Below are 13,105 nucleotides of genomic sequence, written 5' to 3'. Positions count from 1 at the left end.
GTTAGTTGAGCTTCAGTTATTTTCAATCTTCCTCTTGTCTTAATGCTTGAATTTCCTCAACTGTTAAGTTTGTTAACTCCATAATCTCATCATTGCTATTTCCTTTACCAATCATCTTTTTTACAATAGCTTTCATGCCTTCTTGAAAGCCTTCTTGGATACCTTTTTGAATCCCTTTCTCTATTCCTTCTTGCATCCCCTTTTGAAAGCCCTCTTTCCTTCCTTTTTCAATCCCTGCTTGTTCACCATGATATTTAGCATCATCGATTAGCGCCGTTTGATCAATGATATATTTAACTCGTGATTCATATGCAATAATGGATTCCGGATCTTGACTTAGTTCTTGCCACGCTTCAAACGCTTCACGTAACTTGATGTCTTTCATCGCTAATTCCTCCAATACTTTATAGATATCTTCATAGACTTTTTGTTTACGACGATCTACCATCCCAAGCAATAATAACCATTTGGCAAGCATATCTTCAATTGGATTTAGTTCTCCCATTAGCCACGCCTTTAAAAATTTATCCATTTCGATAAAATGAATTTCTAATACATCATCTGATGGTTGTACCCGCTGTAGAGTCGTTTTTTCATATAAACGATAGATACTATGAAAATGCGCATGCTCTTTAAATAAGGTAAAATCACAAATATTAATCGTAATCGTTGGGTTCAATGTATGATAACCATTACCCCTATGTAACTGCGAATTGTAGAGTCTTGACCAATAATATAATGTTCGTTTAAACATATCATTTTTATTCGTTAATTGTATTTCGATATTAATATAGTCTTCATTTTGAGTTTTCACAACAATATCTAACCGTGATTGTTTATCTTCTTTATACTCTCCACCAACTTCTTGGTTAATAAACGTCACTTCTTTGATTGTATTTCTACCTGTACGCTGTAATAGTGCATTGAGAAATCCTATCGTCAGTGATTTATTACGTTCACTGCCAAAAATCCGTTTAAAAGCAAAATCAATCTTTAAATCCATTAGGTTTTTAAGTGGTATTCGACTTAAAATTTGAGATTCCATACCGTATCAACCCCTGTTAAAAAATAAAATCATGCTGTTCTCTTTCATTAGATATTGGCCAAATTCTTTTAAAAAATAGGAAGCATTACCGTTTCTCTTTATATCTCTGTGCCATATGATAATCATTCTCATTTACTTAATCATAATGAAAAAAGCCAATTTTGTCAAAATAAAAAACTCCTTGTATTAACGTGAGAAGCCTAAGGGAATTTGAGGTAAAAGTAAAAGCCACTCCCAATTTAGGAATGGCTTATTTATTTCTATTATCCATCGAAGATATCGTGTTAAAAATTGAATTTAATTTTTAATTTGCATGTAACTCGTCCATAAAAAATCTTCACCAAATAAATCCTGTGATTCAGCCATTCTTTTCATTCTTCTAAAATCTTTAATATAAAAATCCTTTGCAAATATTTCTTTTAATCTTTCTTCTGTATAACCTATACCGCCTTTTAAAGTTCTTTCTTTATAAACATCCCAATCAGATGTATTGGCAGCTCCATCCGTATTAAAGCAAACAATCCCAAAATGTCCGTCTTTTTTGAGTGCTTTTTTTATGAAGTTTAAATACGTTAAACGACGATGAGGTGGCAAATGATGAAACAATCCACAATCGTAAATAAAATCGTACGAATATGACTCAAATTCAAAATCAAAAAGAGAAACACACTGAAAATTTATCTTTAGTCCTTCTTCATTCGCCCTTTCTTTTGCCCACATAATCGCTTTTTCAGATATATCTAAAGCACTTACATGACAGCCTTGCTGAGCCATATAAATAGCATTTCTCCCAGGACCACACCCTACTTCTAAAACCTTTTGAGGTGAAAGTCCTTTACTAAAATATTCTGCTAAGTTTTCATCAGGTCCTTTAACTTTAAAAAAAGGAATATCTTTATTCCTCTCTTCATAGAAATTTTCCCAAAACCCCTTAGGTTCCCTTAATAAATCATCTAACATTTCTAATAAATCTTCATAATCTAATATTCTTTTCTCCACCTTGATTCCCCCCAATCAATCTAATTTTATTTTACCAATCCATTAGATTCCCCTTGTTACAGCAACGTTAAATTCACTTTAAAATGTAAAATTGGCAGTGTGAATACCAAAGCGAAAATGCATTTAAATAGCATTGGTTGTTGATTGACAACGTTAAATATCTATTTTAGACTTATTACATTACTTGGAAGAAAAATGTTGTAGGAACTACTTTAACTCTTTACACGATGCTGTACTTTTCTGTATTAAATATTTTTCCGTAACACTTGTAACAATACCGTAACTTTTATTTGTCTCGTTAGTTAAAGTCCACTAAAACCGGAAATCTAATTGCCTTTTATCCTCGATTGTGTATTCAGACTAGAATTAGCTAGAAAGTTTGGTTTTTATAACTTTTTTATCAATAAGCAACAATACTGACAACACTGCCACACTAATAATCACTAAAAATAGAAAAGACAAGTAAAGCGTCATAAAACCCGTAAATGTCTCATCAAACTTCAAAAGATTGACATCTGAGTCATACACCCCTCCCATAGAAATATATCTAGCAACTTCAAGATAAACAATGTGGAAGATAATACTCATCCATAGTGTTCCTGTATACTTTCTATATAACTGTAGAGCAATGCCAAAAATGAAAAGTAATATAAAATAAGCGATAGATAAATCAATTGGTTCATTAAAGAATATGAAATCCATGGCAATCACCATAATTGGCACACAGATGAAAAGTAAAGGCTGCAAAGTCAATGAGACGATAAAGTGAAATTTCTTCTGCAGCTCTTCAAATATTAGCCCACGGATAAAAACTTCTTCTGGAAATGCTTCATACATAAATGCTGTTACTGAATTAATCAAAATGGCAATAATAACATTTGATGTCAAGTTCAAGCTGACATTTTCTATACCACCTAATAAATAAGCTGTTAAAATACCTAAAACAAGTAAAATAAAAGGCAAGGCAATTCCTACGATTAACTTAGATGATGATTGCACACCTTTTAAACCAATAAATTTAAATATGTCTCGGTTTTTTCTCTTAATTACAAATAGTACTAAAAGCGTTAACCCAGTAAAAATCATCCCTTGTATTAACATAGCCATTTGACTATCCATACCATGAGTTTCTATCAAATATCGTCCGACATTCCCTGATAAAAAGAGAAATAGTGATACGAGTACAAAGTACAAAAGCAATCGACTAAACCTAAATTTTGAAGAACTCATTTAAACGCCTCCTTTATAATAATGCTATCTATTACGTATCAGCCAAGTTTATAGTTTCAATTTTCTTTATATTTTGGATAAAGCTTAATTCTACTATCGCCATCTAAAATTAAAGGTGATAATGTTGCTTATCACCTTTAATTCTTAACCAAAAAAATCCATTTTGACTTTTAATCAAAATGGATTTTTTCAGTATATTTAGATATATTATTGTGCTACATAACCGCCATCAATCACAACAGCTTGTCCTGTAACGCTCTTCGCTCGATCGCTTGCTAAGTATAGGGCATAGTCTGCAATTTCGCTGACATCTAATAATTTTTTCTGTGGTACTTGCGCTAAAATAATATCTTCAAGTGCTCTGTCTTCTGGAATATTACGTGTTTTAGCTAAGTCTGCAATTTGACCACGCACAAGTGGTGTATCTACATAACCAGGGCATAAAGCATTGACAGTAATACCATGTTTAGCACCTTCGATAGCCGCCACTTTCGTTAAGCCGATGACTCCGTGTTTTGCACTGTTGTAAGCAGCTTTACCAGCAAACCCAATTAAACCATTTATTGATGCAATATTGATAATACGTCCAAAACCTTGTTCTTTCATAATCGGGAATACGTTTTTAATTAAAATAAATGGAGCTACTAACATAATTTTTTGCATTAACTCAAATTTTGCAGTTGGAAATTCTTCAATTGGAGAAACATGTTGTAAACCAGCATTATTAATCACAATATCAACCGAACCAAATGTGTCCTTAGCCGTTGTCACTAAGTTTTGAAGTTCTTCTTCACTAGTAACATCCGCTTTTACACCAATTGCATTTAACCCTTCATTTTTTAGAGAGTTAGCAGATTCGACTACCATTTCTTCATTGATATCAGAAAGAACTACTTTTGCACCGAATTGAGCGAAACGTTTACCGATTTCAAAACCAATTCCACGGCCAGCTCCTGTAATAATCACTACTTTATTTTCTACATTAATAAATTCAGACATACTAAATTCCTCCTTAAATTTTCCAAACTAATTTCTTTTTTTAAACAAGACCTATTGCAGCCAAGATAATACCTGCGATCAAAGCAATTGTAGGAATTAAAAATGCTACAACAAAAACATCTTTATACGTGTCTTTATGTGATAGACCCGTAACGGCAAGTAATGTTAGTAATGCGCCATTGTTAGGGAAAATTGATGCCCCTGATGCTATAGAAGCTATTCTGTGTAAAGCTTCAGGACTAATCCCTGTTGTTTGAGCGACGTTATTAAACGTATCTCCTAGCGTAGAAAGAGCAATACCCATACCACCAGAAGCAGAACCTGTGATAATGGCCATAATTTGAACAGCTAAACCTTCAGCGATTAATGGATTATCAGAAATGCCAAGTAGCCATTCAGTGATATGATCAAATGCAGGCACAATAGCAATAACAGAACCAAATCCTACTGCTGCACTTGTATTTAAAATGGCCATCACTGAGCCCTTACCACCGTCATTAATCGATGGTATGAATTTTTTATAATCCTTGACGTTAAGAATCATGATACATAAGACCCCAACTAATAAAGCAATAACCGCCTCTAACTTGATTATATTTAATAGAACAACTACAACGACTAGTGGAATCAATGAAATAATCCAATGCGGAACTTTCTCATCTTCTTCCGTTGCAATGTCTGTACTATTGTCAGGTTCTGTATACCCTTCACCTTTAGCGGCAAAACTTTTTGCTCTAAATGCTAACCATAGGTACCCTCCAACAGCCATTATGAGTGCGGCAACAATCCCGATAATTGATCCTGATGTAGGAGAAGTTTTGAAGTAATCCATTGGAATCAAGTTTTGGATTTGTGGCGTACCTGGAATAGCCGTCATTGTAAATGTAAATGCGCCAAGTGCAAATGTAGGGACAAGCAATTTTCTTGAAACATTTGCTTCTCTAAATAATTGTAGTGCAATTGGATAAATAGCAAATACAACAACAAATAAACTAACACCACCGTAAGTAAGTAACGCAGCCGCGATTAGTACACCAAGAATTGCTCTCTTTTTCCCAATCAACTGCGTAACCTTTTGGGCTACGGATTTTGCAGCGCCCGTATCTTCCATTAATTTTCCGAACACTGCCCCTAATAAGAATATAGGGAACCAACTTTTCACGAAATTAACTAACCCCTGCATATACGTACCTGTATAGGTATCAAGTACATCCAATCCGTTCAGCAGTGCTACAACACCTGCTGCAAGCGGCGCAACCCAAATAATAGACCAACCAAGATATGCTAAAGCCATTAATAGCACTAGGCCAATAATAATACTTAACAATACGTTTCACCTCTTTTCATACAGCTAATACTTTTTATAAACCATTCAATAAGATATAATTATCAAAAAGTATTAAATTTATCTGACCAATGTATACCTTGGTCAAATGGGTAAACTTTTGCAAACCGCCAAGCATTCACGCCTCGCACACACTATCATTCCAAAAAATTTAAACATTATTCAGATTAAATTTAGCTAAGTCATTATTAATTGGAACGTATTGAATTTTCTAAGATGCGAAACAGAGTTTGTTACAAAAGTTTGAACATTAATGTTATATCCGAATAAAGTATAACGCTGACGAATTTATTAGTAAAACGAATAATAGGAATAACATTAATGAATAAAAGGAATAAATAGGTGTTAATATGGAACTACGTGAATTGAAATTATTTTTAGAAGTATCAAATTACAATAGTTTTACAAAGGCTGCTGAACATACTTTCTTATCCCAATCAACCTTAAGTAAAGCGATTAAAAAGCTAGAAGAAGAATTGCAATTAGAGTTATTTGATCGGTCAACAAGACATATGCAACTAACTGAAGCAGGAAAAATTGTGTATAAACAAAGTCAAAAAGTGTTCGAGGTTATAGAGGATCTAAATGTGCAATTAGATCAATTTCGAGAAGTCGCAACAGGTGAAATTAAACTTGGTATTCCCCCACTCATTGGGACATTATTTTTCTCTGAAATCGCCCGCAATTTTGAAGAACGGTTTCCAGAAGTATCTTTAGTGTTAATTGAACGTGGAGCTAAAGTGATTAATCAACTGGTCGAGGAAGGTACGGTGGATATAGCGATTGTAGTCTTACCCGAAGATGAATCTAAATTTAATATTACGCCATTTATCCAAGATAATTTTGTATTATTTGTCCATGAGGAACATCGACTAGCCCATAAAAAAAGTATTAAGCTCAAAGATTTAAAGGATGAAAAGTTTATCGTTTTTACAGAAGATTTCGCTTTGCATGATTATATTATCCATGTATGTGAAGCCGCTGGATTTACGCCAAATATTGCCCTAAAAAGCTCCCAGTGGGATGTAATGATCGAAGTCGTTGCATCGCAATTAGGTGTGACGATTTTACCTAATTCCATTTTTAATAAACAAACGAATAAAAATGTAAAAATTATACCGATTGAAGAGCCCGAATTATTTTGGCGACTAGGCGTCATTACGAAAAAAAATGCCCATAAACCGTTGGCATTAAGAGAACTACTGAACCTATTACCGACTTTGGAATTTTCAGCTTTGCAAAATTTTAAAGGAAAATAATTTTTTCATCAAAAGAGATAAAGTGTTAGATTGACTGCTATCAATCTAACACTTTTTTATTGCGCAGTTGTTATCCGCTTCGAAGGTGCTTTTCACTCAGTACAGTAAACCGCAACTCTTGCTAACCCGTGGAATGCCCTAGTCTTACGCTGTGTGTGTTCTTAAGCAGGAGTCACCGCCTTTACTATAGAATAGGCAATGTTTTTCACATTTTTCTTAGCTGAATTTTACCAAAATCGATGGACCTCTATTTAAGATTTTAAGGTTATGTCCCTGCCTCTAATTATCTTTTCGTATTTCTTGACCATTTATTTCTGACATGTTTTAATCAAAAATAAATAGGCAAAAGAATATGTGCTCGATCGCTCCCGTCCTAATAAACCCCGACTATTAGGTGAAATTGAGACTTTGAATTTGTGAGATCATAAGATTTTTCACTCCCTTAATTAGATAAAATAATCCAATAAAGGTGAAGAAAATGGTACATAAACAGAAATGGCGATGTAAGGAAAAGCGAAATTATCTGAAAAGTGCCGGAGAAACATTTATACTACTTCTTAATATGGTTTGGAAATCCGGACCCCTTCTAACACTATGCATAGCTATTTTTATTGTAGTGGATGCCATCATCCCTATCATTCAATTATATTTTTCCAAAAAAATAATCGACGGTATTGTTGAAGCAAATGAATTTTCACATACAGAGTTATGGGCTTTTGCTTATGCCATCAGTTTAATTATTCTAAGTATAGTAAAAACTTTAGAATCATGGGTGAAAACAATACTTGCGGAACGCTCCATGATTACCGTTAATAGTTTTTTGCTTGATGCTTTTGAACGTATTCCAGGGATGCGTTTTTTCGAAGATCGCCAGTATAGAGATAGACTTGAAACACTACGAGATCACGCTACTTGGTTACCTTTCCAATTGATTAGTATTAGTGCAAATCTTATTACTGCAATACTTTCATCGATTGGAATCATTTTAGTTTTCGTCTATTTTTCACCAGTGCTTGCTTTACTACTTGTTCTATCCACTGCTCCTTTTGCTTTTGTACAAAACCGTTACAACGAGATGGAATGGGACTATGCTAAAGAGTATGCACCGTTAAGAAGGAAAATAGATTATATTAGGAGTTTATTACTGAGCAGACGTTCGGCAAAGGAAGTCCGCTTATTTGGTTTAGGTAATTTCTTTCATAACATGTATAGTACAACTTTTGCACATCTATATCGTATCTTTTGTAGAATTCAAAAAAACGGTTCTTATAGCACTGTATTAACTAGTTTATTATCAGGGATAGGATCAGGTGTTGGTTACTTTTGGATATTAATGAAGAGCGGTTCCGGCAGTATATCTATTGGAGATTTTGCTTTGTACTTAGGTGCCGTATTTCAATTATCTGTTGCTATGAGAGATATTGCTAAAGAAGGCGCGGATACGATTGATTTATGGCGAATGGGAAAAGATTTTATTCTTTTTATGAAAGCTGAAAAGGATATCAAACTTTCTTCTAAGCCAGAGCCAATTGCTAGTGAAGGTGCCCTATCTATTGAATTCAAAGATGTTTGTTTCCGCTATCCATATCAAGAATCAGTTCAAGAGGATTTCCGCTATCAACAATCTGAGGAAGACTTAGAGGAAACAGAAGAGGAAGATTTCTATGATGAGCCTGATTGGTATGAAGACTTTAATGAAAATGAATTTGAAAAGAATAACCAAGATCAGATATTAAACAACGATAAAGAAAATATTGAGAGTTCTGAATATGTTTTAGATCATATTAATTTCTCTGTCTCTCCGGGTGAAAAAGTTGCAATTGTAGGTGCAAATGGTTCTGGAAAAACTACACTTATCAAATTGCTTTGCCGTTTTTATGAATTTAATCAAGGCGAAATTAAAATAAACGGTATTGACATTCGCAACCTTGATGTAGACGAGCTAAGGAAGCATATCTCAGTAGTATTTCAAGAGTTTGGTCGATATGACATGTCAATAAGGGAAAACATTGCTCTTGGTGATTTAAGCGCTCTGCATAATGAAGATAAAATCAACCACGCAGTACGCTCAGCAAAATTGGAAAAAACAATTGCTGAATTAACCGAAAATCTTGAAACAATGGTTGGGCCAGAATGGGGAGGCATTGACTTTTCAGGAGGACAATGGCAAAGGATTGCCTTAGCTAGAGCGCTTATGAGACAGGCTGGATTAATGATTTTAGACGAGCCATCTGCTGCTTTGGATATAAGAGCAGAATATGATATATTCCAACAGTTTAAAAAACTTACACATGGTAAAACAGTTATTATGATTTCACATCGCTTCAGTACGGTGAGGATGGCCGACCGTATTCTGGTACTGAAGAATGGCAAGATTGTTGAAGAAGGAAGTCATGAAACTCTTCTCAAACAGAATGGAGAGTATGCCAAAATGTTTCGCCTACAAGCCAAATCTTTTCAAGGGAAGGATGAGGCCATTTGCTAAAAATAAAACGTGCTATTAAAAAATTATCTGAAACATCTTCTGTAATTTTATATGGTTTAAACTTATTCTGGCAATGTGACAAACTTAAAACATGCTCCCTATTCTTCATAATATTATTAGAATCTTTACTCGGCCCGTTCCTAATTTGGTTAAGTGCTAAGATTATTGATGAAATTACACTTACTCCCTTTAATTTATTCTCTTGGAACACGGTAGTATGGATAGCTTTAATTTATATTGTCTTTACTTTACTAGTCGACGCTCTTCAACCATTAGTTGAAATGCAAAAGCGACTGTTTACCTTTAAACTTCAAGCTCATATAGATAGATTACTCATTACAAAGGCTTTATCCATTCCAGATATTGCACCTTTTGAACAAGCATCTTACCATACTAGAACTCAAATTGTTCGTTATAATGAGTATTTTGTTAATATGTGGATAACCATTGTCTCACAATTCTTGAGTGGTGTTGCTTTGATTATTGCGGGAAGTACATTAATCGGAACGTTTGCACCTTGGGCACCAGTATTATTCATTCTCTTATCTTTTCCTAAAATGTATTTGGAAGCAAAAATTAATAATTTGACTTTTGAAGGACGTGAAGAGATTCAAGAGCTAAGGCGGCGAGCAGAATATTATCTATGTACGCCTCTTATGCCTGAAACGGCAGGCGAGATGAAAGTATATAATCTTATCCCCTTTTTCAAGTCCCGTTACAGTACTACTGCCAAACATTTACTACACACTATTTCAAATGATCAAAAAAAGCTGACTCTTCATCAGTTTATTTGGTCCCTTCTACAGTCATTGGTTGCTGGAGGTATTCTAATTTATATTGTACGGCAAGCTCTCCAAGGTCAGTTAACCTCTGGAGATATACTATTGTTTATCGGAGCCATCATTCAATTCAATGAAGGTACAAATGAATTATTTGCAGTATTTGCAATTGGCCCAAGAGAAACTAAACATTTAAGAAAGATTGTTTCTTTCTTAACAAGCGAAAACAACATGAAATCAGGTAATTTATTACTTAATGAAACTATAAACAAAGGATATGAATTTAATAAATTAACATTCAGCTATAATGGCGAAAAAGAAGTATTAAAAATTGATGACTTACAAATTCCAAAAGGTAAAATAACAGTATTAGTTGGTGAAAATGGATCGGGTAAAAGTACTATCATTAAGTTGCTTTTACGATATTTTGATCCAAATGAAGGAACCATATACTTCAATACATTACCATTAAGTTGTTATGATATTGAGAATTTCAGATTAAATTCAACAGCAGTCTTTCAAGATTTTCTTCGATATGAAATGAACTTGAAATCAAATATAGGCGTAGGCAATATTTCTAAGTTTGATGACTTAAGCAGTATTAAAAAGGCTGCTTTCCTTGGAGGGGCTAGTCAATTTTTACATAAGCTTGAAAATAAGTATGATACTGAACTTGGAAGGCTATTTGGTGGAAGAAATCTATCTGGAGGCGAATGGCAACGTATTGCTCTTTCTCGTGCATTTATGAGAGATGAGTCAGCAAATCTACTTATTTTTGACGAGCCTACATCTGCATTAGATGTTTTTATTGAAGAAGAGATTTTCGAAACATTACGTAAATTAACAAATGGAAAAACTGTAGTTATTGTTTCACATCGACTTAGCACCGCCCGCTTTGCTGATAACATTATCTTTTTAGATAAGGGAAAAGTCGTAGAAACTGGTACTCATGATGAGTTAATGAATAAGCAGGCACATTATGCTGAGTTGTATATGTTACAAGCTCAGAAATATAAATGAGTCTACAACTCATGCTCGCCATCCATTTTCACATAGTTTTTTAATCAAGTTTATGAAACTTAACATGTTTGAATCACAAAAATAAGCAAGAGAACGATAGCACAAAATGTGTGTTTATAGGGAGCGCTACCCCTTCCTATAAACACACATCAATGTAATATTTAATTATTATTCATCTCTCCCCTCATATTTTTCCTACTTAATTAAAATGGCTTATAACAATTAAGTTAAATGTTATTTATTCTTAGTCAAGATTCCTTTTTCCCTCTTGTCTAACGTTTAGAAAACGCTTCATCATATGATCACAAATAAAGAAAACCGTAACATAAACAAATGCCATCAATGTGTAAACGAAAAATAATTCTATATCCCATTCTGTTAACAGTAAAAGCACACAAACACAAATTAATCCACAAGCAAAATGTTCTATAAAAGCAAGGAAAATATGTTTCGTTCGTAATTCAATCACCATGGAAACCAAAATGCCAATAGTAAATAGTATTGGAACAGAAATAATACTCACGCCAAGCCCGATTGCGAAATAAGAGTTCGTAAAATCGTTAAAGAAAATAGGTACGATAAAGTAACATACGACCGCTGTGACAAAAGCTGCTAACAATTTTCTGTTTAACATATTTTCACTCCTTCACATACATCTGTAAGTACATATCATTAAATGTTATTCGCATCTAACCATTTGATTCAACTAAAATTCTAATTAAAATACAATAAAAGGAGGTTGTAACGTGAAAGATTACATCATAATAATGCTTTCTATCCTTCTATTATTTACTATATTTTTTATCATTCAAAAAACTTATACTATTCCATCAAACGTCAGTGCAATAACTGCTAGTATTCAACAACATTTAGAGGAAGAGATTTCATCGATTAAAGAGTATGGCATCTCACAATCAACTTCAAAGATTGTTATTTTTGAGTATGGTAATAAAACGGGATATGCCGTTTTCAAAGAGAATTATTTTAATAAAAAATTAAAAATGATATTTGTAAAAATGAATATTTTAGATAAGAATATCAATATCATTCATACTAATCGTGGTAACTATATTCTTGTAAGTGGCAACTATCATGAGAAAATGGATTATATAGTTGTAAATAAAGGCAATACGAATCATTTATTTGAGGTTACACTATTTAAAGAAAACATTGGAAATTTATATATCACACTCGAAACTATTCCTCGAAAGTTTACTGACACGATGCTAAATGATTTAACGCTTTACAATAAGGATAATAAGCAAGTTCATTAGAATATCTGCCAATATCCTCAACTACCTAAAAATTTCATATTAAGTTCTCCAAGCTAGTTTTTATAAAAGATTAATATTAAAGCACTTATATGTTGAAAATAGAATCCTCAACTACTGCTCTTTACTTTATTCTTAATAATTGGATAAAAAATAAATAGAACTAAGTAGCCTACAAAGATTGCCGAAGCGCTTATTATGTAATGATTTAAATTCCCATAATGTCCATTTATATTCAGTTGTAGGACAGCTAAGAGAATACTTGCCACAATACAAAATAAAGAATAGTTAAGCCATGCTCCTTTAACTGGCACAAATCTCATAACTCTTAAAGTTGTATATCCAAAAATAATGGCAAATAACATGAATTTCATATGAACATTCCCCCCACTCCTATTATCTTCATCAAGTAACCCAACAACATTGATCGTTCCATATCTATTTAGTTGGTTTGCTTTTTATAAAGCATGAGGCAAATGACACCATTACGCCAAAAAGTGAAACGAGCAGTCCAAATGTTGTTCCTGCACCACTTCCTACTAGAATCAGAGCTAAACCAAAGATTGTGATAGAAACGCCTAAAAGTGATAATTTCATATTACATTCCTTTCTTCCACATACTATAGTTGTAAAGTAATTGGAGGGAATAGCATATCAGTAAAATTACCGATAA

At 33.4% G+C, this 13,105-nt stretch carries 11 protein-coding genes; 4 read left to right on the top strand and 7 right to left on the bottom strand.

What is annotated here, in order from left to right; genetic code table 11:
• Window positions 1–22: 22 nt before the first annotated feature.
• The 5 genes from ACKVEV_RS04050 to ACKVEV_RS04030 all read right to left on the bottom strand — a co-directional run bounded on the left by ACKVEV_RS04050 (window position 23) and on the right by ACKVEV_RS04030 (window position 5,600).
• A complete protein-coding gene (locus ACKVEV_RS04050) occupies window positions 23–1,045 on the bottom strand; it encodes an Rpn family recombination-promoting nuclease/putative transposase (protein ID WP_409369122.1) in 1,023 nt (340 codons plus the stop codon).
• A 297-nt stretch (window positions 1,046–1,342) separates the two neighbouring features.
• Window positions 1,343–2,044: a class I SAM-dependent methyltransferase gene (locus ACKVEV_RS04045; RefSeq protein WP_409369121.1), complete on the bottom strand. Its 702-nt coding sequence runs from the start codon at window positions 2,042–2,044 to the stop codon at window positions 1,343–1,345.
• Between the two features lie 366 nt (window positions 2,045–2,410).
• A complete protein-coding gene (locus tag ACKVEV_RS04040; RefSeq protein WP_409369120.1) occupies window positions 2,411–3,274 on the bottom strand; it encodes a CPBP family intramembrane glutamic endopeptidase in 864 nt (287 codons plus the stop codon).
• Window positions 3,275–3,481: 207 nt separating this feature from the next.
• On the bottom strand, window positions 3,482–4,273 hold the full coding sequence (locus ACKVEV_RS04035) for a 3-hydroxybutyrate dehydrogenase (protein WP_409369119.1): 792 nt from the start codon (window positions 4,271–4,273) through the stop codon (window positions 3,482–3,484).
• A 40-nt stretch (window positions 4,274–4,313) separates the two neighbouring features.
• On the bottom strand, window positions 4,314–5,600 hold the full coding sequence (locus tag ACKVEV_RS04030; protein ID WP_409369118.1) for a GntP family permease: 1,287 nt from the start codon (window positions 5,598–5,600) through the stop codon (window positions 4,314–4,316).
• Window positions 5,601–5,968: 368 nt separating this feature from the next.
• Between ACKVEV_RS04030 and ACKVEV_RS04025 the strand changes: the two genes are divergently transcribed.
• From ACKVEV_RS04025 to ACKVEV_RS04015, 3 genes are all read left to right on the top strand, one after another.
• Complete coding sequence (locus ACKVEV_RS04025) at window positions 5,969–6,877, top strand: LysR family transcriptional regulator (RefSeq protein WP_409369117.1); 909 nt, start codon at window positions 5,969–5,971, stop codon at window positions 6,875–6,877.
• A gap of 478 nt (window positions 6,878–7,355) precedes the next feature.
• Window positions 7,356–9,362 (top strand): ABC transporter ATP-binding protein, encoded by a 2,007-nt coding sequence (locus ACKVEV_RS04020; RefSeq protein ID WP_409369116.1) that lies wholly within the window; start codon window positions 7,356–7,358, stop codon window positions 9,360–9,362.
• Complete coding sequence (locus tag ACKVEV_RS04015) at window positions 9,356–11,161, top strand: ABC transporter ATP-binding protein (RefSeq protein WP_409369115.1); 1,806 nt, start codon at window positions 9,356–9,358, stop codon at window positions 11,159–11,161. Before ACKVEV_RS04020 ends, ACKVEV_RS04015 begins: the two co-directional genes overlap by 7 nt.
• 244 nt (window positions 11,162–11,405) lie before the next feature.
• Here the strand turns inward: ACKVEV_RS04015 and ACKVEV_RS04010 are convergent, their stop codons facing one another.
• Window positions 11,406–11,795 (bottom strand): hypothetical protein, encoded by a 390-nt coding sequence (locus ACKVEV_RS04010; protein ID WP_409369114.1) that lies wholly within the window; start codon window positions 11,793–11,795, stop codon window positions 11,406–11,408.
• Between the two features lie 112 nt (window positions 11,796–11,907).
• Here ACKVEV_RS04010 and ACKVEV_RS04005 point away from each other — a divergent pair, with 112 nt between their 5' ends.
• Window positions 11,908–12,435, top strand: coding sequence for a hypothetical protein (locus ACKVEV_RS04005; protein ID WP_409369113.1), 528 nt, complete (start codon window positions 11,908–11,910; stop codon window positions 12,433–12,435).
• Between the two features lie 107 nt (window positions 12,436–12,542).
• On the opposite strand, the gene ACKVEV_RS04000 is transcribed toward ACKVEV_RS04005, so the two are convergent.
• Window positions 12,543–12,806 carry a hypothetical protein gene (locus ACKVEV_RS04000; protein WP_409369112.1) on the bottom strand — a complete coding sequence of 88 codons (264 nt, stop codon included), beginning with the start codon at window positions 12,804–12,806 and terminating at the stop codon, window positions 12,543–12,545.
• Window positions 12,807–13,105 lie beyond the last annotated feature (299 nt).

The sequence above is a fragment of the Lysinibacillus sp. 38-6 genome, assembly GCF_046245175.1.
In the GTDB taxonomy this organism is placed as follows: Bacteria; Bacillota; Bacilli; order Bacillales_A; family Planococcaceae; genus Lysinibacillus.
This window is presented reverse-complemented; position numbering and strand designations above follow the sequence as displayed.

Excerpts from the sequence above, each read along its gene's own strand:
- ACKVEV_RS04025 (WP_409369117.1), top strand. The coding sequence starts at position 5,969 with ATGGAACTACGTGAATTGAAATTATTTTTAGAAGTATCAAATTACAAT.
- ACKVEV_RS04000 (WP_409369112.1), bottom strand. The coding sequence starts at position 12,806 with ATGAAATTCATGTTATTTGCCATTATTTTTGGATATACAACTTTAAGA.
- ACKVEV_RS04010 (WP_409369114.1), bottom strand. The coding sequence starts at position 11,795 with ATGTTAAACAGAAAATTGTTAGCAGCTTTTGTCACAGCGGTCGTATGT.
- ACKVEV_RS04035 (WP_409369119.1), bottom strand. The coding sequence starts at position 4,273 with ATGTCTGAATTTATTAATGTAGAAAATAAAGTAGTGATTATTACAGGA.
- ACKVEV_RS04040 (WP_409369120.1), bottom strand. The coding sequence starts at position 3,274 with ATGAGTTCTTCAAAATTTAGGTTTAGTCGATTGCTTTTGTACTTTGTA.
- ACKVEV_RS04020 (WP_409369116.1), top strand. The coding sequence starts at position 7,356 with ATGGTACATAAACAGAAATGGCGATGTAAGGAAAAGCGAAATTATCTG.
- ACKVEV_RS04050 (WP_409369122.1), bottom strand. The coding sequence starts at position 1,045 with ATGGAATCTCAAATTTTAAGTCGAATACCACTTAAAAACCTAATGGAT.